Below are 26,374 nucleotides of genomic sequence, written 5' to 3' on the forward strand. Positions count from 1 at the left end.
GAACGCTTCTGGGGCAATCTGCGTCTATGATATGAGCGAAACTGTTACCCTTGAACAGGAAAGCGAGCAGGCAGGGCAGCCGGTCCCATGGCAGAGTTCGTAATCAAGTTAGCGGATGAACGCGGTCGCGTTCAGGAGCAGGTGCAGACTGCCTCTACGGCAGAGGAGCTGCGCGCGCGTTTCGCCCATGCCGGCTACCACGTCTTCTCCGTTAAGGCTCGCTCTGGCATCGGCGGCATGGGCCGTCGCAAGGTCAAGCTTGAGCCCTTCCTCATCTTCAACCAGCAGTTTCTGACCCTCATCCGCGCCGGCCTGCCCATCCTCGGCTCGCTCCAGATGCTCTCCAAAATCCAGAAGAGCGCCTACTTCCGCAGCCAGCTCGATGACGTCTCCAACCGCGTAAAAACCGGCGAACCGCTTTCCGGGGCATTCGAAGCCCAGTCCGGCGTTCCGGTCATGTACACCACCACCCTGCTGGCAGGCGAGCGTTCCGGCAACCTCCAGGAAGTCCTCGAGCGCTACATCAACTTCCAGCGCGTCTCGCTTACTTTCCGTAAAAAGCTCACCGCCTCGCTCATCTATCCCGGCCTGCTCCTCACCATCGTCACCGGACTGCTTGTCTTCATGTTCACCGTGGTGATCCCGCAGTTCGCCCAGCTCTACGATCAGATGGGTTCCAAGCTGCCTGAACTCACCGTCGGGCTTCTAACGTTCGGTAAGTGGACGCAGCGTAATTTCCTTTGGATCCTCCTCGCCTTCGTCGCCGTAGTCGTCGGGCTATGGCGATACTCAATCACCGACAAGGGCCGCGATACGGTCGACTCCGTCCGTGTGGGCCTGCCCGTCTTCGGCAAAATCTGGCTCAAGTACCAGGTAGCTCTCTTCTCGCGAACGCTCTCCACCCTGCTCTCCGGCGGCCTCCCGCTTGTTCCCTCGCTCGAGACCGCCGCGCGCTCCATCTCCTCGCGCAAAGTATCCAGGGCTGTGGGCAGCGCCATCAGTACCGTACGCGAGGGCAAGAGCCTGGCGGACTCGCTCACCAACACCGGCGTCTTCCCCGACCTCTCCACGGAAATGATCTCCGTCGGCGAGCAAACCGGCGCGCTCCCCCAGATGCTCAACTCCGTTGCTGAGTTCTTCGAGGAAGACGTAGCCACCGCGCTCACCGCGGCGCTCTCTCTCATCGAGCCCGCCATTCTCATCGTGATGGGCGTCGTCGTCGTCTTTATTCTTATCTCGCTTTACCTGCCGATCTTCTCTCTCGGATCGGCTGCCAGCGGAGGACAGGGTTAATCCTTATATATGGCTGATACCACCATCTCGGTTCCGATCGGGCAATCGGTAAATGGGCTCGATGAACGTGCGCAGGCCGAAGCGCTTGCCGCGCGTTACCGCGCCGAGTTCGTCGACTTAAAAAACTTCAAGATTCAGCACGAACTGCTGCGCACGGTTCCCGTCGAACTGATGTTCCGCTACAACTTCGTGCCCATCGAGCAGCTCGCCGATGCCATGGTCATCGCCGTCAGCGATCCCTCGCGGCTCATGGTGCTCGATGAAATCGCCGGTCTGCTCGGACATCGCATCATTGCCCGCGTCGCCACGCTCTCGCAGATCACCGATCTCCTCAAGAAAACAGAGCAGTCGCAGCGCGTACTCGACGAAGCCAGCGAAGGCCTTACTTTCGACGTAGTCGGCGCTGAAGATGCCGCTGAAGACGAGAGCATCTCCATTGAGAAGCTCACCAGCGACGAAGACATCAGCCCCATCATCCGGCTGGTCGACACCACCATCTTCACCGCTCTCGAGCGCCGCGCTTCCGACATCCACATCGAGACCTACGACGACTCGCTTCACGTGAAGTACCGCATTGACGGCGTGCTGCAGGAAGCCATGGCGCCCATCGCGCGCGAGCACCACACCACCATCCTGAGCCGTATCAAAATCATGAGCGAGCTCGACATCGCCGAACGCCGCGTGCCGCAGGACGGCCGCTTCCGGGTCCGCTATAAGAGCCGCCTCATCGACTTCCGCGTCTCCATCATGCCCACCGTGCATGGTGAGAACGCCGTCCTCCGCGTACTCGACAAAGAATCGATGAGCGAGAAGTTTCGTCACCTCACGCTCGACGTGGTGGGCTTTGCCGAAGAAGACCTCCGCCGCTTCCGCCGCTACATCCGCGAGCCCTACGGGATGGTGCTCGTCACCGGCCCCACCGGTTCCGGTAAGACAACCACCCTTTACGCCGCCCTCAACGAAATCAAGAGCGACGAAGACAAGATCATCACCATCGAAGACCCGGTCGAGTACCAGATCCGCGGCATCACGCAGATCCCCGTCAACGAGAAAAAGGGCCTCACCTTCGCTCGCGGTCTGCGCTCCATCCTGCGGCACGACCCCGACAAGATTCTCGTCGGCGAAATCCGCGACCAGGAAACCGCCCAGATCGCCATCAACTCCGCCCTCACCGGCCACCTCGTCTTCACCACCGTTCACGCCAACAACGTCGTAGACGTGCTCGGCCGATTCCTCAACATGGGCGTCGAAGCCTACAACTTCGTCTCCGCGTTGAACTGCATCCTGGCCCAGCGCCTTGTCCGCACCGTCTGTGAGCATTGCGTGCGCAACGTCAGCTATCCCGACGAAGTTCTCATCGCCAGCGGCATGGATCCCGCCGAATGGCGCGGCTTCACCTTCCGCGAAGGCCTCGGTTGCATCGAGTGCGGCGGCACCGGGTATCGAGGCCGTACTGCGATTCACGAGCTTTTGGACTTGACCGACCCCATCCGTGAGCTGATCCTTGAAAAGAAGCCGACCTCTGAGATCCGCAAGCTCGCTCAGAAAGAAGGCATGTCGTTTCTGCGTGAATCCGCGCTCGACCGCGTTCGTCGCGGACTGACCACGCTGAAGGAAATCAACAAAGTCACATTCATCGAGGCGTCGCGCTAGTGAGTTCCATTCTCAGCACCCCCGCTGGAGCATCCTACGGCAAACGGCCCCCTGCAGCCATCGAGCTGACCTCCGAGGGAGTCATCGCCGCATCCGTCGCCGGCAGGCACGAAGAGCCTGTCTTCGCCTTCGAGCCGCTGCGTCCCGGCATCCTCGTTCCCGGCATCAGCGAGCTCAATATGACCTCGCCCGAAGCCGTATCGCTCGCCATCCGCAATGCCCTTGGCGCGGTCAACCCCAGCACGCGCTACGTCACGGTCGTCATTCCCGACACCGCCGTCCGCGTCTTTGTGCTCGACTTCGATACTCTCCCCAACAAGGCCTCCGAAGCCATTCCCGTCCTCCGTTTCCGCCTGCGCAAGATGGTTCCCTTCGACGTGGAACACGCCGGCCTCAGCTACCAGGTCCTCACCCAGAGCAAGACCGAAGCCCGCGTCCTCGTCGCCGTCCTGCCCAGCAACATCCTCGACGAATACGAGACCGTCGTTCGCGCCGCCGGATACGAGCCCGGCTCGGTAATCCCCTCCGCGCTCGCCGCCCTAGCCACCGTTGACTCCGATCAGCCGCTCCTCGCCGCCTGTCTCAGCAAGGTGGCCATCACCACCTCCATCACCCGCGGCGACGACCTGCTCCTCTATCGAACCCTCGACCTCCCGGAAGATCCTGCCCAGCGCCTCCTTGAAGTTCAGCGCAGCGTCGCCGTCGCCGCAGCATATTATGAGGACAAGGTTTCGGTGCTGCCCCGGGAGCTCTACTTTGCCGGGAACGGCACTGCTTCTGAATTCGAACGCTGGTTCGGCACATCGGAACTGCGCATCATCGATCTGGCGCCTCGCCCCTCAACCGGCGTGGCCACCAGCTTGTCCAACATGAGCATCGCCGGACTCACCGGCGCATTGGCAGGAGCGGTATAGCTTGCGCGTAACTATCAATCTTGCGTCGCGGCAATTCGCCGACATCGCACCGGCGCTCAAGAACCTGCGCACCGCGATGGCCGCACTCGCCGGAGCCGCCGTCCTGCTCCTCGTGGGACTTTACTTCGTCCACGGCAAGGCCGAAGCCGCGCGTCAGCGCGAGCATTCCCTCGACGGCAGAATCTCGCAATTACGCTCGGAGCAGCAGCGCTATCAGTCCGTGATGCGCGAGCCGGAAAACGCCCGCACCCTCCAGCAGTCCGAAAGTCTCAACCAGCTCTTCGACGAGAAGGCCTTCTCCTGGACCCTCGCGATGGAAGACCTAGAGAACGTCCTTCCCGCCGGCGTTCAGGTGACGACTCTCGAACCCACCATCAAGAACGGTCAGATCACCGTTCACATCCGCGTGATTGGCCCACGCGATCGCGACGTGCAGCTCGTGCAGAACCTCGAGCACTCCCGTCACTTCATCGTCCCGCGTATCGTTGGCGAAACTGCCGAATCCACCGGCGGCCCCAACGTGCAGGCACAGCCCGTCAGTGCCTCCAACCGCTTCGACTACGACGTCCTCGCCGATTACAACCCTGGACCCGCCGACCAGCGCAAGCTGCCCAAGAGCAAAACGACGACCGGCAACGCCGACGAGTCCACTGCGGGCGCTCCGCACTCCGGCATGGCCCGGCCGCATGCACCCGTACAGCCGCACAGGGGGGTCGCGCGATGACGCCACAGAAAGCTCCCTCGACCCGCGAACAGCTCTCCTCGCCGCTCACGCTGCACTACGTTGGTGTCGGCGTTCTTTCGCTCGTCGTGCTCTTCCTCGCGGTGCGCCTCATCCTCGACTGGTCAGCAACCACCTCCGGCTCCAACGACGCTCTCATCAACCGCCAGATCGAGCTCAAGACTCTCGAGGTCCAGACCGCTCCTCTCCGTGGTATCGACCAGCGCGTCGTCGACTCCCGCAAGCAGATCCAGCAGTTCTACGCCGAGCGCATCCCGGCGAACTACTCCTCCATCGCCGTGCAGGTCGGCGACCTCGCCGTGAAGTCCGGCGTTCACATCTCCGGCATGCAGTACACCCAGGGCGCAACCACCGGCAACCTCACCGAAATCTCTCTCGACGCCCGCATCGGAGGCGAGTATCAGCAGATCATGCACTTCGTGAACGGCCTCGAGCGCAGCCACACCTTCTTCGTGATCCGCGCCATGTCCTTCACCGGCCAGCAGGGCGGCATGGTCAATCTCCGCCTGCGTCTCTCCACCTGGCTCCGGCCCTCCGACGTGCCCAGCGGCCTCCCTCCGACTCCGGCTGAACCGCCGGCCAACGCTCTTCCCGCAGCGCAGGAGGGCGAATAACATGGCCATCCCTCTCGGTCTTGAAAACAAGCGTCAGGTCTACACCGTCATCGCTCTTGCCGCAGTCATCGTCGGCGTAGGCGGATACGAGCTCTACAACAGCCTCGGCTCGTCCCCCACCGTCACCACACCTCCGGCTACAGCCAACGTGCCCGCTCGCCGCACTCCCGGAACACCCGCAGCCACTTCAACCGCCGGCCCTCAGGCACAGCGCATCACCGCCACTAACATCGATCCTGCGCTCCACCTCGACAAGCTCGCGCAGAGCGAAGATGTCGTCTACGCCGGAACCGGCCGCAACATCTTCTCCGCCGAATCCGCCCCGGTGTCGATACCGAAGCCGGTCGCTCCAGCGCGGCCATCCCCGCAAAACCAGCAGGCAACGGCTCCTCAGCCGCCGCGTCCGCCGGCCATCGACCTCAAATACTTCGGCTACTCGCAGAGCTCCGACAAGCAGCTCCGCGCCTTCCTCGTGCGCGGCGAAGACATCTTCATGGCGCGCCCCGGAGACATCGTCGACCACCGCTACAAGGTCGACTCCATCATGCCCGGCGCCGTTCAGATCACCGACCTTGGCTACAACAACACGCAGTCCGTCCCCTTGTCAGCCAACTGAGAAGGCCGGTTTTGAAAGGGCACGGCTTCAGCCGTGCCGAACGCCAGAACTAAATTGCTGGGGGCTTCAGCCCCTGCAAACAACATGCAACATCGTCCAAACCAACGCGGCGAATACAAGAAGCGTCAGGGCACGACTTCAGCCGTGCCGAAAACCGGAACTAAATTGACCGGGCTTTAAGCCCTTGCACCATGACCCAACCTTCTCCATCTCGCCGCAAAAAGCCCTCCGAAGACGGCTACATGCTCGTCGCCGTCATCTTCATGATGGCCATCCTCATCCTCTCCCTCTCCGTCGCCATTCCCAAAGTCCGCCAGAGCATCCAGCGCGACCGCGACGAGGAGACCATGGAACGCGGCAAGCAATACGTCCGCGCCATCCAGCTCTACTACCGCAAATTCCACGCCTACCCGCCCAGCATCGACGCCCTCGTCAAAACCAACGAGATCCGCTTCCTCCGCAAGAAGTACATCGATCCCACCACCGGCAAAGACGAGTGGAAGCCCATCATGTACGGCCAGAACAAGACTCCCATCGCGATGGGCTTCTTCGGCCAGCCCCTCGCAGCCGCGGTCGGCGGAGGCATCGGCCCCAGCGGCGGCAACCTCACCGGCCAGGGCTCCGCGACCGGCGGCAACGGCCTCTTCAACTCTGGTTCCGGCTCATCGTTCGGCAGCTCTGGATCCACCACCCCCGCCGGCGGAACCGACCCGAACTCTCAAAACGGCCAGACCGGATCGGCTTCGGGAACCACAGGCACACCCGGTCAGCCCGGAACCCCCGGCGCCTCCGGCTCTGCCTTCGGAACCAGCAACCCCGCCGGTTCCGGCCAGACCTTCGGCGGCGCAGGCATCGTCGGCTTTTCGCCCCAGAGCCCCAAGCAATCCATCCTGGTCCTCAAAAAGAAAAACCACTACAACGAGTGGGAGTTCCTCTACAGTCCTCTGACAGACCAGCAGCAGATGGCAGGAGGCACCGGCCTCAACGGGATCAATCCCGGCAACCCCACCACCCCGCTCGGCGGAATAGGAAACGGCACCGGCACCGGCGCCGGAACAAACCCCTCCTCGCCTGGACCTACCTCCCCGAATGCACCCTCTCTCCCGACGAACCCGTCAGCCCCAAACCCTCAGCAGTAACGCGCACCCAGACGCAAAAAAGCCCGTCCATGTGGACGGGCTTCTCTTTAATCCCTGATCCCTGTTCCCTAATCCCTGCCTCTTACACGCTGAACGACGATCCGCAGCCACAGGTGCTCTTCACCTGGGGATTCTCAAACTTGAACCCAGCCGCCTCCAGCGTCTCCACATAGTCCACCGTGCACCCGTTCAGGTACATCAGCGAAGTCGCGTCGACAAACACCTTCAGGTCGTCGAACTTGAACACCTTATCCATCATGCCGGCCTGGTTCTCGAAGGCCATCGAATACTGGAATCCCGAGCAGCCGCCGCCCACCACGCCAATGCGCAGACCGGCAGGAAGCGGATCCTGGGTAGCCATGATCTCCCGCACCTTGGCGATTGCCGCATCGGACAGCGTGAGAGGGGCTTTCTTTTCGGTTTCCTGCGCTGGGGTTGCTGTGGTCGTTGCCATATCTTCTCCTGGGTGGGTGTCACCCTGCTTTTACTTTACTTCCATGCCCCCGTGGCTTCAAGGCCTTCTGAGGCATAACAGTCCATTGGATGTATCTACCCCTGGAATGGTCGCGTATAAACTCCCTCTTTCGCCGCCTCCTGAGCCGCTCGTAACCCCAGTTCCTTCAACTCCCGCCAGAGCCGCCCAACCGCGCTCCATGCGCGCCCTCAGCCCCCTAAACCCTGTGATTGGTGTCACGAAAGTACTCGCTCCTTCGGGGCTATGATTCCCCCGTAAACCACCCCAGCGGCGGCTCACATGCAGATCAAAGCAAAGGGTGGAGAAAGCTCACTGGAGGTGCAGCAAATGACATTCTTTCCGATCATGTTATCCGTCTGGATCCTGACCGTCGTCTTCATGACCATCATGCTTCTGTATCGGTCCCGCCTCGCCCGCGACGAGGAAGATCAGCTCTTCCTTGACGACTCCTTCAACGAGCAGAAAGCGGCTCAGGCCGCCATCGCCGCCAGGGTTGAAAAAGTGCAGCCTCTGGTCAGAAGGCTCCGAGTTCCTCGCTGGCGCCGCCACCCTCTTCGTCATCGTCTACTTCGCCATCGACATGTACAAAAACCTCTTCAGCATCTAACCTGCCTGCCCTCCCTCAGCAAAACAAACGGCAGCCAATCGGCTGCCGTTTGTCAGTTCTGACCACTGACCACTGATCTCTGTTACCTATTCACTACTCACTCCCTAATCCCCAGTCCCTAGTCTCTCATCCACCGTCCCTAGTCCCTAGTCCCTAGTCCCTGCCCTACTCCACTTCCTGCTTCGCCCTGTACCCGTCCCGGGCAATGATGTCGTACTTGAGCTGCTTCTTCTTCTCGTCCTGCATCTTCAGCGGCTTGCCTTCATCATCCACCAGTTCCACCCGCAGCTTGCGATAGCTCCCATCTTGCTTGCGATTGCTCGGGTGATAGACCAGCTCATACTTCGACCGGATCGCGGCATTGATCGACGAGAAGATTTCCGGCATCTCGCCCTCAAACCGTGGGCTGAACCACATTCCGCCCGTGTACTTGGCGAAGGTCTTCATCTCGTTGTCCGCCTGCAAATAATCGATGTCCCGCATCTGCTGGCCGAACCCTGGCCCGCCTTCCGTCTGGGCACGCAGATTGCCGCCAGTCGAGATCGCGAAGATCGTGATATCGGGCGTGCTCTTCACCTTCTGGTAGATCTTATCCAGCGTGATCTTCGAGAACGTGTCACGCCCTGAAGCAATCAGGATGATGTACTTCCGCCCCTCGATCCGGCTCAGCCGGTCCTCCGCTTCATAGAGCGCATCGAAAAGATTCTTTTCGCTGAACCCAGGAATCACCAGCGACTGAATCGCGTTCAGCAGTTGCCGCTTGTCCTGCGTAAAGTCCAGCCAGATCTGCGTGCGCATATCAAACGTCATCAGCGCCACATAATCCTGCGGCCTCAGCTGCTGTGCAAACGCCCATGCCGCATTCTGCATATCGCGCAGGAAGTAGTAGTTGTAGTAGTTGAACGACGACGAAAACTCGCACAGCATCAGAGCCGTGATCGGCGCTTCGACCCGCTTGAACCCCGTCACCTTCTGTTCGACACCGTCTTCGTACACCTTGAAGTTATTCGGCTTCAGCCCCGGAACAAACTGTCCCGTCTTCTCGAGCAGCACGCCCACGTCCACCGTCACCTCGGGAATCTCGACGCGCAGCGAGTAGTCCCCGGCTCCCTCGGGATTCTTGAACTTCGGCTGGGCGGGCGCCGGAGGTGGCGGCTCTTCCGTCTTGTCCTTCTTCTTGGGCAAGGCGATGGGCCCATTCTCTCCTCCCGGACCGCCCGCATCCGGCGTAGTCTGGTCGGGCTGCTGAGCCGGCTGTTGTCCTGGCTGCTGAGCCGGAGGATTCTGCTGCGGTGTGCTCTGAGCTACCCCGAGCGGAGCTAACGCCAAAGCACTGAGCAGAAGAAAAGCTTCAAAACGCAACCGGAAAGTCTGGTGCAGACGAATCGTTGACATGACGACCTCTGATGTTCACAGCATAGGGGATAGCCCAGGCAAACCGGCAAGTGAAACACGTACAGCACTGAAACGACCTGCAGCCTCGGGCGTCAAAACCTTAGTGCATCGCGCTGCCGGGATCGGGGTAAACTCCACTCCCGCCGCAATGCAACATCGGTTTAATCTTATAGACGTGAAACCCTGCTTTAAGGCATTCCTCCCGCCGCTCCGAGTGCTCGCCCTTCCCCTCCTCGCGACGGCGCTGCTCTGCCCTGCCCGCGCCCAAAGTGACTCCGCTCAGGCCGGTCCTCCGCCCTCCGACGGAGGCTTCTTCCCCCTCAATCAAGTCCACCGCGGCCAGATAGCCACCGCCTGGACCGTCTTCACCGGCACGCGGCCCGAACCCATGCAGGTCGAAATCCTCGGCGTCCTCCGTGGAGCTCGCGGCCCCGGGCAAGACATGATCCTTGCCAAGCTCAAAGGCGCCAAACCCGAATACACCGGCGTAGTGGCAGGCATGAGCGGAAGCCCCGTCTACATCGGCGACAAGCTCCTCGGCGCCCTCTCTTATCGCATCGGCCAGTTCTCCAAGGATCCCATCGCCGGCATCACGCCCATCGCCCAGATGCTCGAGGTCAAAAACCTCCCCGTCAACACGCAGTGGGCCTCGACCGCCTTGCCCCACACTCAATCCGCCCAGCCCAGCGACTCCTCCGCTTTGCCCACCGGCGCCATGAACTTCCAGACCATGGAAACACCGCTCGTCATGAGCGGCTTCCAGCCTGAAGCTATCCGCCTCTGGCAAAAACAAATGGCCGGGACCGGCCTCGACCTCATCGCCGCCGGCGGCGGCAGCGGCTCCTCCAAGTTCGACCCCGACGGCCACTTTGGCGCGATCTCCCCCGAGGCAATCGCCAGCGTTGTTCCCGGTTCCGCCGTCAGCGCGCAACTCGTCCGTGGCGACCTCGAGGTCTCCGCCACCTGCACCGTCACCTACGTCGACCCCAAGCAGCTCCTCGCCTGCGGTCATCCCATCCTCCAGGCCGGCACCGTCTCCTTGCCGATGACCACCGCTGACGTCGTCGAAACGCTCGCCTCGCCCCTCAACGCCTTCAAGATCATCAACACCGGCGACCCCATCGGGACCTTCACCGAAGATCGAGACTCCGCCATCCGCGGCGTCCTCGGCGTCAAGCCCCACATGATCCCCGTGCACATCTCCGTGCATGGAGAAGGCGCTGACCGCAATCTCAACATCGAGGTCGTCGACCTCCCGGCGCTCACCCCGCAAGCCATCCTCGTCTCGCTTTACGATTCGCTTCTCCAGAACAATCAGAGCAGCGCCGAGACCAGCTATCACGTCACGGGCAGCGTGAACATCGAGGGCTATCCGCCCTCTCCCCTGGACCTCTGGGCTCCCGCAGGCGACCAAGGCTCAGCACAGCTCTCCGCCGCGCTCCAGACCGACCAGAGCTTCGCCGTCCTCTACGCCAACGGCGCGCGCCAGGGCGCAATCAAAGCCGTTGATCTCGACGTCGAATCCATTCCCCGCCGCGCTCAAGTCCAGCTCGAAAACGCCCGCATCGATACCGGCAACATCGTCCATGCCGGCGACAGCGTCATCGTCGAAGCCTCCGTGCGTCCCTGGCAGCAGCCCGCGCGCAACATCCGCATCCCCATCCATCTCCCGCACGGCCTCCCATCGGGAAATGTCCGCCTTCTCGTCTCCGACGCCGGCACGCTCGACCGCGCGCTCAACCCTCCGCGTCTCACAGCACGCACCGTCGATCTTGAGACCGCACTCGCCCAGGCAAAGAGCCAGCATCCCGCAGACCGCATCTTCGTCAGCCTCCTGCTGCCAGACGCCCAGGCCGGCGTCAACGGCCAGACGCTCTCTGCCCTTCCGCTCTCCATGGCCAACGCGCTCGAGCCCCTCCGCACCGCGCAGGACGTCACCCTCAGCGGCGAATCGGCCGTAGTCGCCGGTCAGGCTCCAGCAGGCGGCGTGCTCAGCGGATTCCAACTTCTGTCGCTCCACATCGAGCCCGGCGGCGGTTTAAACTAACCCTCAACTGCACTGCACACCCGACATTTTCGTCGTATCCTTACGGCTCAGGTGTTTTACTGCCTTTTTAGCGACCCAAGCGAGGACTGCGTAACGTCATGGCTCAGATCCAAGGTTTAGCAGCTCACGCGGCGGGCGCCGAACTTTTGCCTTTTCGCTACGACCCGGGAGATCTGGGCGCGCAGGAAGTCGAAATCGGCATCACCCACTGCGGTATTTGTCATAGCGATCTTCATCTCATTTCCAACGACTGGGGCATCAGCCAATACCCATTTATCCCCGGTCACGAAATCATCGGCACCGTAACCGCCATCGGCTCTCACGTCCGCTCCCTCAAAGTGGGACAGCGCGTCGGCCTGGGCTGGCAATCGAACTCCTGCGGCCAGTGCGAGTGGTGTACCCGTGGGCTCGAGAACCTCTGCCCCTATCAGGAAGCCACCTGCGTCCACCGCCACGGCGGCTACGCCAGCGGCGTCCGCGCCAACGCTCGCTTCGTCTCGCCCATCCCGGACGCTCTGCCCAGCCAGCAGGCTGCGCCTCTCCTTTGCGGCGGAATCACCGTCTACAGCCCGCTGCGCGATCACGAAATCAATCCCAGCTCGCGCGTCGGCATCATCGGCATCGGCGGCCTCGGTCACATCGCCATCCAGTTCGCGAAAGTCTTCGGAGCTGAAGTCGTCGCCTTCTCCACCTCCACCGGCAAAGAGGAAGAAGCGCGCTCTCTCGGTGCTCATCACTTCGTCAATTCGCGCGAATCGAAAGCCATGAAAGACGTCGCCGGTTCCCTCGACTTCATCCTCAACACAGCCAACGCCGATCAAGACTGGAACGTCTACATTCAGGCGCTGCGACCCAATGGAACCCTCTGCTTCGTCGGCGTTCCGCCCTCGCCTGTCTCCGTACAAGCCTTCCCGCTCATCGCCGGCATCCGCACCATCACCGGAAGCCCCATCGGCTCCCCGCACCGCATTCGGGAAATGCTAGACGTCGCCGCGCGCCACGGGGTCAGAGCCACCACTGAAGCCTTCGCCATGTCCCGCGCCAACGAAGCCATCGACAAGGTGAAGAAGAACAAAGTCCGCTACCGCGCCGTCCTCTCCAATTGACTCTTTTCACCGGCAAACGAAATGGGCGCCCACGCGGGCGCCCATTCTCTTTCACCTGAACCTGAAATCTACTTCGCCTCCACAGGCGCCGCCTTCCGCGGCTTCAGCCCGTCCGAAACGCGCTGCAGCAGATCCTGCGGGTGCAGCGGCTTATTCAGCAGCGTAAAGTGATGCCCCTCGGCCCGCGCGCTCGCCAGCAGATCCGCTGTCGATGCCTGACCGGAGAACAAAATGATCTTGCAGTCGGGATAGATCCGCCGCACCGTGATCGCCAGTTCAATGCCCGTCATGCCCGGCAGAACAACGTCCGTAATCAACATCTCCGGAGGCGTAATCAACGCCGTCTCCAGCGCGCTGTCTGCGTCATAGGTCGGCACCGCATGGTACCCGCTCCGCGAGAGGATCTCCGCGAGCGTATCGGCAATTACGCTCTCGTCGTCCACAACCATCACAACCGGGCGGTGCCCTTCAGCTTTCTGGCCCCCCGCCTGCGCGGGCACGTCCTTGAGCGGAACAGTGGGGAAAGTCTTGTCCTTGCTCACAATGATCTCCTTCGTTCACCCTACCATTTTTCGGCACACCCGGTGAAATCTCTTTGACCCACGCCCTAAGTTATTACTGTCGTTCGATTTATATTCCCAGTCTCTTCAGGATTCGCGAGCGCCGTATGCCAATCGATTCTTGACGCCTCCCTCTGCACTCAAGGAAGAGTGTCATACGCCGCTCCGCTCGACACACAGGTCACGCCCATTTCACCGACTCACAGGAACAAATTATCCTAGCCAAAGGCTATCGATTTCCCTAGCTCAGAATGCATGATCTGAGCTCAATGCAAGCGCACTTCAATTCCACCCACGGTATTGCCGGGCTGCAAGGAGCATATACGTTCAACTCACATTGCGCCACTCGCCGCGGCGGTTCTTCACTCCAGGGTCTCCGACGGCCTCCCAATTGAACAAAATGTTCAACCTCGCATAACTTCGCCTGACAAATGACTGCCGAGCATCCGAAAAAATCCGTTCGCATCGACAAGTGGCTCTGGGCTGCCCGCTTTTTCAAAACGCGTGCCCTCGCCTCCAAAGCCTGCGACCTCGGCCGCATTCGCTCCAACGAAATCGAGGCCAAGCCCGCCCGCGAAGTCCGCGTCGGCGACATGCTCCGCATCAAGAACGAAGCCGCCGAATTCCACATCGAGGTCCTCGCCCTCTCCGACATCCGCGGTCCCGCCCCCGTCGCACAAACCCTCTACCGCGAGACCGACGAGAGCAAAGAACGCCGCCTGCGCGAAGCCGCGGAACGCAAAGCCATGCAGGAATTCTCCCCCCTCCCCGAACGCCGCCCCACCAAGCGCGATCGCCGCCGCATCATCCAGTTCCGCCGCGGCTCCTAGCTCCTCCTCCATCCAATTACCTACTCACTCCTCACTATTCCCTAGTCCCTAGTCCCTAGTCCCTATTCCCTAGTCCCCTCGTCACCTCGTCTCCTCCCTTTAGTACAATTCCACCGATGACCACGAAGACCTCAAGGGCCGCCTCAACTCCGCGTAAAGCTCCTGCGAAAAAAGCCAACCCCATCACCATGTCCATCGACATTGGCGGCTCTGGCCTCAAAGCGATGCTGCTCGACGGCGCAGGCAAGCCAATGAGCGATCGCGTGCGTGTCGTCACCCCTGCCGTGCCTACGCCCCGCGCGGTGCTGAAAGGACTGGACGAACTGCACGAGGCGCTGTCCAACTGCGATCGCGTCTCCGTGGGCTTTCCCGGAGTCGTCAAGAAGGGCGTCACCTACACGGCCGTCAATCTCCACCCCGCATGGAACAACTTCCCGCTCGAAGCAGAACTCGCTAAACGCTGGAAGAAGCCCGTTCGCCTCGCCAACGACGCCGCAGTGCAGGGGTACGGCGCGATCAAAGGGCACGGAGTAGAACTCGCCATCACTCTTGGCACAGGCATGGGCTCATCCCTCTTCACCGACGGCCGCCTTTGCCCCGGGCTCGAACTCGGACATCACCCATGGAAGCGCGACCGCGAATACGAGGACTACCTCGGCCGCCGCGGCCTCGACAAATACGGCAAGAAGCGCTGGAACAAGTTTGTCGCGGAGATGATCGAGCAGACGTACAAGCTCTTCAACTGGGATCACCTCTACCTCGGCGGCGGCAACACCAAAAAGCTCACCTTCACACCCCGCAAGCCCGTCGAAATCGTCTCCAACGAAGCAGGTCTTCTCGGTGGCGTCGCCCTCTGGCGCGAGTGGGACTGATCAACGCGACGGTCGCAATCGACCGTCGATAAAAAACCTAGACCCGCGGCATTCACCCGCGGGTCTTCTTTCGTTCATCCATATCCTGCCTCATTTCTCCCTCCGGAACCACCACACGCCGCCGTCCGTATCTGAACACTGCAGCCCGTTTCCGAACAGGCTTGCAAAGATTCACGCGCGCCATTCGTCACCAAACGGTTGCATGTCGACACCTTCGTCGCTGCACGTCTTGGCTCACCACGTGCTTGCTTTGAAGTGAATCGCCCCCGCGAGGTACGCATGCAGAAGCTCTTGTTTGACCTGAAGTTCGCCCTGCGCCAACTGCGCAATTCCTTAGGCTTCGCAATTACCGCAGTGCTCATGCTCGCGTTCGGCATCGGAGCCACCACTGCGATCTTCTCCATCGTCGAAGGCGTCTTGCTGCGTCCGCTCCCCTTTCCTGATTCCGATCGCGTCATGATCCTGTCCGATCAGATCGAGGGTGTGAACGTCGGTGGCGGCCAGGTCGGCGTCACCGCGCGCGACATCATCGCCTACACCCGCGACACGCACTCCTTCGCCGCGCTTGGCGGATTCCAGTTTTCCGGCTATGAGCTCTCCGGCCGCGGCGACCCGGCGCAGGTGAACGCCTCGCGCCTCACCGCCGGCGTCTTCTCCGCGCTCGCAGTAGAGCCGGCTCTCGGCCGGGTCTTCTCCGTCGATGAAGATGAACACCACCAGCAAGTCGCGGTGCTCAGCTACACCACGTGGCGCAACCGCTTCCACTCCGACGCCAACATCATCGGCTCAAAAATACTGCTCGATCGCAAGCCGTACATCATCATCGGCGTAATGCCGAAGAACTTCGAATTCCCGCTCGTTCCCGGCCAGCTCAATCGCTCCGAGCTCTGGGTTCCCATGAGCTTCGGCGCCGACGAACTTGCCCCGTCGCGAGCCGCCAACTGGAGCTACCAGATGATCGCGCGCCTCAAGCCGGGCATTACGCCCGCGCAGGCCGAGAGTGACGGAAACCGCGTCGCCAAAGAGATCATGGCCGGCTATCCCGCCGACATGGCCAATCTCCATATCACCGCCTTGGTTCGGCCCCTTCAAAAAGACACCGTCGAGCAATCCCGCTCCCTGCTCAGGACCCTCTTCCTCGCCGTCGCCGTAGTCCTGCTCATCGCCTGTTTCAATCTCGCCGGCCTCATGCTGGTCCGCGCCATCCGCCGTCAGCGCGAAGTGGCAGTCCGCCTTGCCCTCGGAGCAAGCGGCATCGCTCTCGTGCGTCAGGCGGTACTCGAAAGCCTCGTTCTCAGCATCAGCGGCGGCGTCCTTGGACTCATCTGCGCAGCCATCGCCCTGAAAGTCGGCAAGAGCGTCCTGCCCGAGAACCTTCCGCGTGTGAACGAGATTTCGCTCAGCTGGCAGGTCATCGTATTCGCGCTCGGCCTCGCCGTCCTCACCGGTCTGGTCTGCGCGCTCGCACCTGCATTTGCCGCCATCCGCACCAACGTAAACAGCAACCTCAAAGAAGGCGGCCGCACCGGCAGCGCAGGCGGCGGACACGCGCGTCTCCGCTCCGCATTAGTCATCGGCGAAATCGCCATCGCACTCGTCTTGCTCACCGCCTCCGGCCTTCTCCTGCGCAGCTTCGACAAGATGCGCTCAGTCGACCTCGGATTCACGCCGCAGCACGTCACCACCGCCTCTTACGGCTTGCCGCATCAGCAATATTCAAAGCAGCCGCAGGTTGACGCCTTCAATCGCGAACTCCTCCTCAAGCTCAATCAGCTTCCCGGTGCGCAGGCTGTCGGTCTCACCAGCATGCTGCCCTCGCAGGGCATCAACAACAACCAGACCTTTGTCATCGACGGATACACGCCGCCTCCCGGCGGCAGCATGAATCTCGCCACCGTCTCCCAGGTCGATGGAAACTTCTTCTCCGCTCTCGGCATTCGCCTTCTGCGCGGACGAGTCTTCAGCGAAGCCGATCACGCCGGCACCCAACTGGTCGTAGTCGTCAACCACAAATTCGCGCAGCACTACTGGCCCAATGCCGACCCCATCGGCAAACGCCTGCGCATCGGCACGCAGCAGATGCAGACGCCCTGGCTCACCGTCGTCGGCGAAGTCTCCGACACCCAGTTGCTCTCTCCCGACAACCCGTCTACCCCGCAGTACTACATCCCGGTCAAGCAGGAAGAGGAAACACTCGGATCACTCGGCCAGCCCGACGACCTGAACGGCAATGGCGGCTTCATCGTCCTCCGTTCCGCCGTCCCACCCGAACAGATGGAAAACGCGATCCGCGCAACCGTCCGCTCTATCGATCCTCTGCTGCCGCTCACCCAGGTGCAGACCATGGAGCATGTTGTTTCGGAATCGGAAGCTTCGCGCCGATTCAACACCGCCCTGATCTCCAGCTTCGCATTCGCCGCGGTGCTTCTCGCCGTCCTCGGTATCTATTCGGTCATCGCGTTCTCTGTTGCCTCGCGCGTTCAGGAGATGGCGATCCGCATGACACTCGGTTCGCAGCGATCCGCAATCGTGGGCCTGATCCTTTCATCGGGTGCAAAGCTGGCGGCGATCGGCTGCGTCATCGGCCTGGCCGGCGCAGCCGCTGCCTCCGGACTGCTGCGCTCTATGCTCTTCAACGTCAGCCCATTCGATCCGCTCGTTCTCGCCCTCGCAGCCATCGGAGTCCTTCTGCTCGCCGTCGGCGCCGCCGCCCCACCCGCCTTGCGCGCAGCCTCCGTTCAACCCATGCAGGCCCTCCGCGGCGAGTAACGCGAAAACTCCCCAGTCGGGACCGAAGTAATCTCAGGAACCGGGTGCCCCAGGTCTCCCGCCTTTGGAGACCTGGGAGACTCCTTCGGCCAGCAAACGGCAACCTGTCAAAACAGAATCTGAATCACCACGGGGTTCACCGGGGTCACCTCACAACAAGTCAAGCGGTACCTACCTCACCGACCGCCTCAGACTACTGACAACAAATCGCTTAGGAACACATCGTCCGTTTGCAGTCCATTTCGCAGAATTCTTCATAATGGAATCATGCACGACCAACAACATCCCGTTCCCAACGCCAGCCACAATCCAAGCCAAAGCTCCGTCTCGTCTTTCTGTCCCCTCGCCCCTCGTCCTCTGACCCTCTGTCCCCCGTGCCCCAGCCCCTTGCCCGCCGGTCCCCTCGTCCCCTCGTCTAACTCCTTGGCCATCAAACACCTTGAGGCTAACTCCAATGACTAGACACACATAGCGCCCTCGATCATCTCTAAGTCATTGAAAGTAGACCTTTTCGTCACAAACAATAGGGGAGGGGGAGGGGGTAGTCATCAACCGAACCTCATCTGCTCGCGCCCAGCATCGACACCGTAAAACCAAGACCCTCTGGCCGCGCAATGCACTACCAACTCCTTTACGGACCTACACTTACGACCGTGCAACCTTGGCGTCACTCGCTTCTGCCTCCGTGTGATAGCCAGAAGCCTTCGCTCGGTTCATCCTGCTTACATCCTCAGCTGAACCCGCCGGGAAAGAAGGCAAGAACATGAACGCATTCCTGATGATCGTGGTATTCCTGCTCCTGACGGTGGCTCCGCCGTGCATCATGCTCGCGCCAAGCCGGTCCAAGCGCCGGAAGTAGCCCGACCGCAAAGACCAGACCTCACGCCGCGGAGGCATCGAGTTGAAGCGATCCACCAAGGCCGGCATCACCGCAGCCATTCTTCTGGTCAGCATCTTCTTGCCGCCCTACGCCGAATGGCGCGCACCTATCAACTTCATCTGTGCCGTTCTCGCCTGCATCCTCGGCGCACTCGCGGCTGCCAGCGGTCGTCGCTGGTGGCTCCTTATTCCCGGCTCAATCGTCGCCGGACTTGCTCTCGCGCTCTACCTATTCGTCTCCGGCACAACAGCATCGTTTCAATAATCGGCAACGCTCTCCACGGATGAAAGACCGTCAAGGTTGTGCCCCCTTCATCGCAGCCCCATGCGATGAGCGGGAAAAACCCCGACCTACTGCCCGGCCACCGTCAACCCCAGCGCCCTCACATAACCCGCATTCACCTTCTCGTTCGAGAACTTGATCTTCTCGAGCAGATCATCGAACGCCGCCTGCGCATTCTCCGGCAACATCCGCGCTGCGATCCGCTTCTCCGCATTCCCAGTTCCCGCCTCCATCTTGCTCAAGGCGATCACCGCGTCCCAGTGAACCGGCCTGTCAAAAGTCACTTCGCTCGACGGCGCATCCATCTTCTTATAGGGCCAGAAGCACCAGCCCACGTGATTGTCTTCCAGCGTCTTCACGAATGCCGCAACCCACTCATCCTTGTTTTCGCCCGACTCGCCCAGCCAGATCGGCACTTTGTACTTGTCGCGAAAATCCAGATACTCCTTGATCACGCTCGCATCCGTCGCCGTCCAGTATTTGTGAAACGTGTACATCACGTTGCCATCGAACGGCTTTCCGAACACCTTGAAGTTCGAGTCCCACTGCGCTCCGCCCAGAATGACCACATGATTCTTATCCACCTCCCGCACCGCCGCAACCAACTTCCGATACAGCGGCTCCAGATCAGGATTGAACCGCTGCAGCTGCGCGAAATGGGGAATCGGCTCGTTCAGCAGATCGTAGCCCAGCACCATCGGCTCCTTCGCATAATGCGCGGCGATTCCCTTCCATAGCGCAATGGTCTGCTGCTGCGCCTCCGGGCTCAGATAGAGCCATGGATACCCATAACTGTCATCGATGTTCGTCCCCGTCTGTCCGCCCGGCGCGCAATGCAAATCGATAATCACGTAGATGTGGTCCTTGCGCGCCCACTCCATCAGCCTGTCCAGCAGCCGGAAACCATCCGCATTCTCGCTATCAAAGAACTTCCAGTGAATCGGCACGCGCACCGAATTGAACCCCATCGCCTTGATCCGGTCCATGTCCGCTTCGGTGATGTACGTCTCGCGCCACTGCTTCCAGAACGCATCCGCCTTCTCCGGCCCAATCAACTCGTAGCTCAGCTCCTCAATCTCGCGCGGCGACTGCGCAGTCTGCTCCAGGTGAAACATGTAGCCCTCAGGCTCGAACCAGTTGCCCAGATTCGTCCCGCGCAGCATCAGCGGCTTGCCTTGCCCATCCACCAGGTCCGCTCCTGAAGTATGCACAAACCCGGACTCTCCCGATGCAGCGCAGGCGACGAGAGCACTCAACATCAACGAATACAAAACGCGAAGACACTTGTTCATCATGGCGACCGAAGTATAACCGCACCCGCCCGTGAATCTGGTCATTCAGCAACGCTTAAGCGTCCCGATGCAAGAATCAAGCGAGGTAACCGCGACCACACAGGGATAACTCGCGCGCAATTATCCTGAATGGATCGCCGCAACACGACCCTTAATCCACCGCTGGAATCTATCGCTCGCTTCATGATGAAATCCTCTCCCACAATCGCCTGCCTCCTGCTCCTGTTCTCATCGCTCCTTCCTGCGCAGACCGCAAAGTCCGACCGCACCCTGCACGGCGTCGTCCAGGACCAGAGCGGAGCAGTCATCCCAGGCGCCACCGTCGTTCTCCGCGCTCAAAACAGCAATGAAGCCGGCCGAACCACAACAGATGAACACGGCTCTTTCTCCCTCCCCGAACTCGCCCCTTGTAACTGCCAGATCGAAGTAGCAAAAGAGGGCTTCCGAACCATGCTGGTGCCGATCAGGCCCAGCAGCGCCCGCCAGCCCCTGCACATCGTCCTCCCCGTCGCAGCCGTGGCTGAGGACGTCACCGTCGCAGCCGATACATCCGCCCAACTCAGCACCGAAATCGGCCAGAACCAGAGCGGCAACGTCATGGACACGAACGCCCTCGACCGCATCCCGCTCTTCGATCAGGACTACATCACAACCATGTCGCGCTTTCTCGACGCGGACTCCACAGGCACCAGCGGCACCTCCCTCGTCGTCAACGGCGTCGAAGCGAACGGCCCGGGCGTAACCGCCTCCGCAATCCAGAGCGTCAAGATCAACCAGAATCCCTACACTGCGCTTTACTCCCGTCCGGGTCGCGCCCGCATCGAGATCGTCACCAAAGGCGGCACACCGCAGTTCCACGGCTCAGCGACATTCCTCTACCGCGACTCCCTCTTTGACGCCTCCAACGCCTTCGCGCAGACCAGGCCCTCCGAGCAGCGCACCTACCTCGAAGGATCCGTGACCGGCCCGCTCTCGCACTCCAAGAAGACCACCTTCCTCGCCTCGCTCGACACCGACAAAGACGATCAGCAGGAGATCGTCGTCGCAGAAACTCCAAACGGCCTCATCAACCAGAACGTGCCTTACCCGAAGAATCACTACTTCCTCTCCGGCCGCGTCTTCCATGACTACGCGCAGTCCAATCAGTTCTGGATTGGCTACTCATACGAACACGCCACCACGCGCAACGAAGAAGTCGGCGGAAACGTTCTTCCCGAGGCCGGCACCAACACGCTCTTCTTCGAACATGAGATCAACGTGGGCCACGTCTACGTTCCTTCATCAAAGCTGGTCAATGCGCTGCACTTCCTCGTCGGGCACTACGATCGCCAGACGCACAGCATCACAAACGCACCCCAGATCGAAGTCTCCGGCGCATTCACCGGCGGCGGCGCCCAAGCCGACGAGCGCCGAACCGAATACCACTTCGACGGCACCGACATCGTCACCTACACCTCCGGCAAACACGAAATCAAATTCGGTATCGACGTTCCCGACATCAGCCGCCGCGGTTTTGACGACTGGACCAACCAGCTCGGCACCTACTCCTTCGCCGATCTCAACGCTTACGCCGCATCGCAGCCCTTTCTCTACATCACCCAGCGCGGCGAGGGCCACGTCGACTTCCTCGAGAAGACCTTCGCCGGCATCTTCGAAGACACCATCCGCCCGCGCTCGAACCTCTCCCTATCGCTCGGCGTCCGCTACTACTGGCAGAACTACTTCCACGACATCCCCTACAACTTTGCCCCGCGCTTCGGTTTCGCTGTGGCCCCCAGAGCCAAAGGCCGGACCGTCATTCGAGGCGGCGCCGGCGTCTTCTTCGATCGCACCGGCCCAACGCCCATCGCCGACCTGCTGCACTTCAATGGCGTTCGCCTCAAGCGCTTCATCGTCGATTCCCCCACCTATCCCGTCCAGCCTGCACAACTCGCATCGGTCCCCACCAGCATCGTCACGCTCGATCCCAACCAGCGCATCCCCTACTCGTTGCAATACGGCATCGGCATCGAACAACAACTCAACGCCGCCACATCTGTTTTCGTAAACTATGTGGGAATGCGCGGTATCGATCGCTTCCGTTCCCGCGATGTAAACGCACCGCCTCCACCCGACTACGCTGCGCGACCCAATCCCGCTATCGGCCAGGACCGTCAGATCGAATCCGAAGGCTACCTCAAGAGCAACGCACTTGAACTGGGCTTTCGCGGTCGCCCCACAAAATTCCTCACCGGCCAGGCGCGCTACAACCTCGGCAAAACCTATAACGATTCTGGGTGGATCGGCGGCTTCCCGGCGAACAGCTACGCCCCAAACGCGGACTGGTCGCGCTCCTACAACGACCAGCGGCACAAGTTCGACATGCTCGCCTCGCTCGAGGCCGGCAAGTGGTTCAACTTCGGCACCGCCCTGTCAATCTACTCCGGCAAACCCGTAAACATCACCACAGGCCGCGACGATAACCACGACGGTCTCACGATTGATCGCCCCGTGGGAGTTCCGCGTAACATCATGCACGGTCCCTCCTTCATCGGCTTCGACCTCAACGCCGGCCACGACTTCGCGCTGACTAGAGAAGGCAAAAAAGGCCCAGTCGCCTCGCTCACCGTGAACGCCTTCAACGTCCTCAACCACCCGAACTACACAACGTACGTCGGAGTCGCAGGCTCGCCCTTCTTCGGCCGCCCCATCCAAGCCGAGCCACCCCGCCGCATGCAGCTCAACCTCGAATTCAAATTCTGATCGTCGAGCAGTGAACCCGGGCTTGTGGTTAAGATTCGCGAAGAAATTCGCTCACCACAAAGACTGTCATCCCGAGCGCACCCTGAACGAAGTGAAGGGAAGTCGAGGGACCCGCAGTTGCTTGTGCAGCTCTCCCCTCACCAGAAGCTCGGGTGCCCCATAGCCTGCCCTGAGCTTGTCGAAGGGTCTCCCGGTTTTGGAGACATGGGAGACCACACAAAAAGAAATGAACCTGGGCGTCGCACAGATAGGAACGATAATCGTCGCTATCCCTCCGACTTGCTAGCCACCTTCAACCCCAGCTCCCGCATCGCAATCTGCAGGTCCGCCCACGCTTCCTTCTTCTGTCGCGGATCGCGCAGCAAAAACGCCGGATGGTACGTCACAATCAGCTTGCTTCCACGCCACGCGTGCACGCGCCCACGCAACCCCGCCAGCGGCTGTCGCTGCCCCAGCAGATACGTAGCCGCCGTCGCTCCCAGCGCCACAATCACCTCGGGCTTGATCACATCGATCTGCCGGAACAAGAACGGCGAGCACGTATTCGCCTCATCGGGCTCGGGCGTCCTATTCTGCGGAGGACGGCACTTCACCACATTGGCGATGTACACCTGCTCACGCTTCAGCCCCATCGCGCCGATCATATTGTTCAGCAGCTGCCCGGCCCTCCCCACAAACGGCAGCCCCTGCGCATCCTCGTCAGCGCCCGGTCCCTCGCCGACAAACATCAGCCGCGCCTCGGGATCGCCATCGCCAAACACGATCTTATTGCGCCCCTTATGCAGCGCGCACCGCGTGCAATCCCCAATATCTTCCTGAATCAGACCCAAAGCGGATGCCCGGTCCTGCTCAACAGCAGCCGCAACCGGCGGTGGAGGCGTAGCGATAGGCTTTCTCGGCGGAATAGAAGTGCTCTCCTCAGAATCAGATTGAATCCGCGGCTCTTCGACTGCTATTGCGGCGTCGCTATTCGTAACTGCACCTTCGCCCGCCATCACCGGTCGCCGATACAACTCCGTCAGCCCCAGCTCGCGATAAAAGCGCAGCCGCGCCTGCAATGCTTCTCTTGTTGCTGAATCGAGCGAAGCCACTCTGCGCTACTCCACAATAATCCGGCGCCTGGAATTCGCCGGCGCAACTGACTCGCTCAGCACCTTGTCCTGCCGGCTGCCTTCATCTACCTCAAACACCAGCGGCCGCGGCCGGCGCAGCGCCACAATCTCGTCCAGAATGCGATCCGCCAGCTTCCTCTTCGGCATCTCCGGCATGTCGATCGATGTCGAAGGCGTCAGAAACGTCGCCGCATTCCGGTCCGCGTCAATCCCTCTGCCTTCGCCTGAGACGTCATTCACCACGATCGCATCCGCGCCTTTGCGCAGCAACTTCGCCCGCCCGTTCTCAGTCAGATTCTCGGTCTCTGCCGCGAATCCCACAATGAGCTGTCCCGGTCGCCGCTGCTTCGTCACCTCGGCCAGGATGTCTTCCGTCGGCGCCAGCTCAAGGCTCATCGGCCCGGTCCGCTTCAGCTTCTGCTCCGACACATTCACCGGCCGGTAATCCGCCACCGCCGCGGCCTTGATCACCATCGTGGCTTCAACCATGCGTCCCAGAACCGCCTGCCGCATCTCTTCCGCCGTCGTCACACGCACCAGTTCGCAACGTGCCGGGGGATGAATCGCTGTCGGCCCGCTCACCAGAATCACCTTCGCCCCGCGGCTCTGCGCAGCATCCGCCAGCGCATATCCCATCTTGCCGCTCGAGCGGTTCCCGATGAATCGCACCGGATCGAGCGCCTCGCGCGTCCCGCCTGCCGTGATCAGCACAACCTCGCCCGCAAGATCTTTCTTCCGTCCCAGAGAATTGAACACCACATCCGCGATGGCCTCGGGCTCAGCCATGCGCCCCTCGCCCACCATGCCGCAAGCCAGATCGCCCTTTCCAGGATCAATCACCCGCACTCCGCGCTCGCGCAGGGTCTCCAGATTCGCCTGCACCGCCGGATGCTGCCACATCTGCACATTCATCGCAGGAGCTACCAGCACTGCAGCCGGAGTCGCCAGGTACATGGTCGTCAGAAAATCATCAGCAATCCCATGCGCAAACTTCGCCAGGATATTGGCCGTCGCCGGAGCAACAACCAGCGCCTCGGTCCACTGCGCCTCGCCAATATGCTCGATGGATGATTCGTAAGTAGCTTCGCCGCTGCCAGCGTCTTCCCAGAGGTTGCTGATGACCTTATGTCCGGTCAGGGCCGCAAATGTCAGTGGCTGCACGAAGCGCGTCGCGGCCTCGGTCATCACCACGTGCACCTCAACGCCGCGCCTCTGCAACGCCCGCACAAGTTCAGCAGCCTTGTAGGCCGCAATCCCGCCGGAGACACCGACCGTGACTCGCATGTTTCGATTGTATGACAGGGGAAGATGAATCAGTCGCGGCGTTCGCGCAACCTTCGTAACAACAAGACGAGGAAAACTGGCACCTATTCGCAAGAGACAGAAAGAGCTCAGTTTTCGTTTGAACTACTTGCGAGTGCCAGTTCCTAGAGGATCGGAATCCCGTTCTCCGCCACCAGCGGCTTCACCACCGGCTGATCCTTCTTGACGTAAGAGATCTTGCCTGCATCCACTTCTTCCTGCGCGATCCGGCAGGCTTTCGTCGAGCGGCTCGGTACCAGCGCAGCAGCCCCACTCTGGATCTGACGGGCCCGGCGTGCGGCAACAAGTACCTTACGATAGTTCGAATCGAAACTGGTCTCAATCGTCATCGTTGTCATCTCCAAAGGGAAGTTGTTGTTGCCCGTTGCCGCCTTCAATCCCAAAGGCCTCCAGCACCGGTTTCAGCCGATCCCGCGAGTTCGACAGCCTGCAGCCGGCTGCCACCTCCAACACCCTGCTGCTCCGGTACGCAATAGGCTCAGCGTTGCGATAGTATCGCTCAGCAAGCACGATTGCCTCAAGTTGCGCTACTGCCCTGTCCAGGATGTCGTTGATCAAGATATAGCTGTAATTGCGGTAATTCTCAATTTCCTTGGCCGCCTCCGAGAGCCGCCTGTACACTTCCGCCTCATTCACAACGCCTTCCGCACGGCTGCGATTCCGCAACCGCGTCCGCAGCACCTTCGGCGTCGGCGGCAGCACAAAGATGCTCACAGCCTCCGGCATTGTCGACCGAACCTGCGCAGCACCCTGTACATCGATATCCAGCAGCAGATCATGCCCCTCTTTCCGAGCGTCCTCAAGCGAATGCCGCGCCGTTCCGTAGTAGTTCCCAAAAACCTCCGCATGTTCCAGGAACTTGCCTTCGCTGATCATCCGCTCGAACTCGTCGCGAGTCGTGAAATAGTACTCGCGCCCGTTCTCCTCCGACCCCCGTGGCGGCCGTGTCGTCCACGAAATCGAAAAATCAACATCCTTCACCTGCTTGCGAAGCTCGCTGACAAGCGTGCTCTTCCCCGAACCCGACGGCGCCGAAATAATGAACAATATCCCTGCCACGTACCTGTCTTCCCCCAAATCGAATCTTTTTACTTGCTAAAGGTCTCTACGT

The 26,374-nt window shown here is 61.0% G+C and carries 23 protein-coding genes; 15 read left to right on the forward strand and 8 right to left on the reverse strand.

What is annotated here, in order from left to right; genetic code table 11:
• Positions 1 to 87: 87 nt before the first annotated feature.
• The 7 genes from DHV10_RS05120 to DHV10_RS05150 all read left to right on the forward strand — a co-directional run bounded on the left by DHV10_RS05120 (position 88) and on the right by DHV10_RS05150 (position 6,971).
• The gene (locus DHV10_RS05120) at positions 88 to 1,293 is read left to right on the forward strand and encodes a type II secretion system F family protein (RefSeq protein WP_109485186.1); all 1,206 of its coding nucleotides are present in this window, start codon (positions 88 to 90) and stop codon (positions 1,291 to 1,293) included.
• A 9-nt stretch (positions 1,294 to 1,302) separates the two neighbouring features.
• Positions 1,303 to 2,946: a GspE/PulE family protein gene (locus DHV10_RS05125; protein ID WP_109485187.1), complete on the forward strand. Its 1,644-nt coding sequence runs from the start codon at positions 1,303 to 1,305 to the stop codon at positions 2,944 to 2,946.
• On the forward strand, positions 2,946 to 3,860 hold the full coding sequence (locus tag DHV10_RS05130) for a type IV pilus biogenesis protein PilM (protein WP_109485188.1): 915 nt from the start codon (positions 2,946 to 2,948) through the stop codon (positions 3,858 to 3,860). Before DHV10_RS05125 ends, DHV10_RS05130 begins: the two co-directional genes overlap by 1 nt.
• A gap of 1 nt (position 3,861) precedes the next feature.
• Positions 3,862 to 4,584 carry a PilN domain-containing protein gene (locus tag DHV10_RS05135; RefSeq protein ID WP_109485189.1) on the forward strand — a complete coding sequence of 241 codons (723 nt, stop codon included), beginning with the start codon at positions 3,862 to 3,864 and terminating at the stop codon, positions 4,582 to 4,584.
• Complete coding sequence (locus tag DHV10_RS05140; protein WP_109485190.1) at positions 4,581 to 5,216, forward strand: GspMb/PilO family protein; 636 nt, start codon at positions 4,581 to 4,583, stop codon at positions 5,214 to 5,216. The genes DHV10_RS05135 and DHV10_RS05140 overlap by 4 nt, the downstream gene beginning before the upstream one ends.
• Position 5,217: 1 nt before the next feature.
• Positions 5,218 to 5,832, forward strand: coding sequence for a hypothetical protein (locus tag DHV10_RS05145; protein ID WP_109485191.1), 615 nt, complete (start codon positions 5,218 to 5,220; stop codon positions 5,830 to 5,832).
• Between the two features lie 191 nt (positions 5,833 to 6,023).
• Positions 6,024 to 6,971 (forward strand): type II secretion system protein, encoded by a 948-nt coding sequence (locus DHV10_RS05150; RefSeq protein ID WP_162601203.1) that lies wholly within the window; start codon positions 6,024 to 6,026, stop codon positions 6,969 to 6,971.
• An 82-nt stretch (positions 6,972 to 7,053) separates the two neighbouring features.
• Here the strand turns inward: DHV10_RS05150 and DHV10_RS05155 are convergent, their stop codons facing one another.
• Positions 7,054 to 7,425 (reverse strand): HesB/IscA family protein, encoded by a 372-nt coding sequence (locus DHV10_RS05155; RefSeq protein ID WP_109485193.1) that lies wholly within the window; start codon positions 7,423 to 7,425, stop codon positions 7,054 to 7,056.
• 300 nt (positions 7,426 to 7,725) lie between these two features.
• On the opposite strand from DHV10_RS05155, the gene DHV10_RS26895 reads away from it, so the two are divergent.
• Positions 7,726 to 8,115 carry a hypothetical protein gene (locus tag DHV10_RS26895; RefSeq protein ID WP_162601204.1) on the forward strand — a complete coding sequence of 130 codons (390 nt, stop codon included), beginning with the start codon at positions 7,726 to 7,728 and terminating at the stop codon, positions 8,113 to 8,115.
• Between the two features lie 103 nt (positions 8,116 to 8,218).
• Here the strand turns inward: DHV10_RS26895 and DHV10_RS05165 are convergent, their stop codons facing one another.
• Positions 8,219 to 9,448, reverse strand: a complete 1,230-nt coding sequence (locus DHV10_RS05165; RefSeq protein WP_109485195.1) for a VWA domain-containing protein — start codon at positions 9,446 to 9,448, stop codon at positions 8,219 to 8,221.
• 175 nt (positions 9,449 to 9,623) lie between these two features.
• Here DHV10_RS05165 and DHV10_RS05170 point away from each other — a divergent pair, with 175 nt between their 5' ends.
• Together DHV10_RS05170 and DHV10_RS05175 are read left to right on the forward strand one after the other, a co-directional pair.
• Positions 9,624 to 11,495 carry a SpoIVB peptidase S55 gene (locus DHV10_RS05170; protein ID WP_204101327.1) on the forward strand — a complete coding sequence of 624 codons (1,872 nt, stop codon included), beginning with the start codon at positions 9,624 to 9,626 and terminating at the stop codon, positions 11,493 to 11,495.
• A gap of 98 nt (positions 11,496 to 11,593) precedes the next feature.
• On the forward strand, positions 11,594 to 12,601 hold the full coding sequence (locus DHV10_RS05175) for an NAD(P)-dependent alcohol dehydrogenase (protein WP_109485197.1): 1,008 nt from the start codon (positions 11,594 to 11,596) through the stop codon (positions 12,599 to 12,601).
• Positions 12,602 to 12,669: 68 nt separating this feature from the next.
• On the opposite strand, the gene DHV10_RS05180 is transcribed toward DHV10_RS05175, so the two are convergent.
• On the reverse strand, positions 12,670 to 13,143 hold the full coding sequence (locus tag DHV10_RS05180) for a response regulator (RefSeq protein ID WP_239461290.1): 474 nt from the start codon (positions 13,141 to 13,143) through the stop codon (positions 12,670 to 12,672).
• Positions 13,144 to 13,592: 449 nt separating this feature from the next.
• On the opposite strand from DHV10_RS05180, the gene DHV10_RS05185 reads away from it, so the two are divergent.
• From DHV10_RS05185 to DHV10_RS05200, 4 genes are all read left to right on the forward strand, one after another.
• Positions 13,593 to 13,991: an RNA-binding S4 domain-containing protein gene (locus DHV10_RS05185; RefSeq protein ID WP_109485198.1), complete on the forward strand. Its 399-nt coding sequence runs from the start codon at positions 13,593 to 13,595 to the stop codon at positions 13,989 to 13,991.
• Between the two features lie 116 nt (positions 13,992 to 14,107).
• Positions 14,108 to 14,863: an ROK family protein gene (locus tag DHV10_RS05190; RefSeq protein WP_109485199.1), complete on the forward strand. Its 756-nt coding sequence runs from the start codon at positions 14,108 to 14,110 to the stop codon at positions 14,861 to 14,863.
• Positions 14,864 to 15,142: 279 nt separating this feature from the next.
• The gene (locus DHV10_RS05195) at positions 15,143 to 17,632 is read left to right on the forward strand and encodes an ABC transporter permease (RefSeq protein WP_109485200.1); all 2,490 of its coding nucleotides are present in this window, start codon (positions 15,143 to 15,145) and stop codon (positions 17,630 to 17,632) included.
• A 901-nt stretch (positions 17,633 to 18,533) separates the two neighbouring features.
• Positions 18,534 to 18,776, forward strand: coding sequence for a hypothetical protein (locus DHV10_RS05200; RefSeq protein WP_109485201.1), 243 nt, complete (start codon positions 18,534 to 18,536; stop codon positions 18,774 to 18,776).
• An 86-nt stretch (positions 18,777 to 18,862) separates the two neighbouring features.
• Here DHV10_RS05200 and DHV10_RS05205 read toward each other — a convergent pair whose 3' ends face one another.
• A complete protein-coding gene (locus DHV10_RS05205; RefSeq protein WP_239461291.1) occupies positions 18,863 to 20,131 on the reverse strand; it encodes a glycoside hydrolase family 5 protein in 1,269 nt (422 codons plus the stop codon).
• Between the two features lie 138 nt (positions 20,132 to 20,269).
• Between DHV10_RS05205 and DHV10_RS05210 the strand changes: the two genes are divergently transcribed.
• On the forward strand, positions 20,270 to 22,828 hold the full coding sequence (locus DHV10_RS05210; RefSeq protein ID WP_162601206.1) for a TonB-dependent receptor: 2,559 nt from the start codon (positions 20,270 to 20,272) through the stop codon (positions 22,826 to 22,828).
• A 266-nt stretch (positions 22,829 to 23,094) separates the two neighbouring features.
• Here the strand turns inward: DHV10_RS05210 and DHV10_RS05215 are convergent, their stop codons facing one another.
• The 4 genes from DHV10_RS05215 to gmk form a co-directional block, all read right to left on the reverse strand.
• A complete protein-coding gene (locus DHV10_RS05215) occupies positions 23,095 to 23,919 on the reverse strand; it encodes a uracil-DNA glycosylase (protein WP_239461292.1) in 825 nt (274 codons plus the stop codon).
• A gap of 6 nt (positions 23,920 to 23,925) precedes the next feature.
• Positions 23,926 to 25,224 carry a bifunctional phosphopantothenoylcysteine decarboxylase/phosphopantothenate--cysteine ligase CoaBC gene (gene coaBC / locus DHV10_RS05220; protein ID WP_109485204.1) on the reverse strand — a complete coding sequence of 433 codons (1,299 nt, stop codon included), beginning with the start codon at positions 25,222 to 25,224 and terminating at the stop codon, positions 23,926 to 23,928.
• 143 nt (positions 25,225 to 25,367) lie between these two features.
• Entirely contained in the window at positions 25,368 to 25,592 is a 225-nt protein-coding gene (gene rpoZ, locus DHV10_RS05225; RefSeq protein ID WP_109485205.1) for a DNA-directed RNA polymerase subunit omega, read from the reverse strand.
• A complete protein-coding gene (gmk, locus tag DHV10_RS05230) occupies positions 25,582 to 26,322 on the reverse strand; it encodes a guanylate kinase (RefSeq protein ID WP_109485206.1) in 741 nt (246 codons plus the stop codon). The genes rpoZ and gmk overlap by 11 nt, the downstream gene beginning before the upstream one ends.
• Positions 26,323 to 26,374 lie beyond the last annotated feature (52 nt).

This window comes from Occallatibacter savannae (genome assembly GCF_003131205.1).
GTDB lineage: Bacteria > Acidobacteriota > Terriglobia > Terriglobales > Acidobacteriaceae > Telmatobacter > Telmatobacter savannae.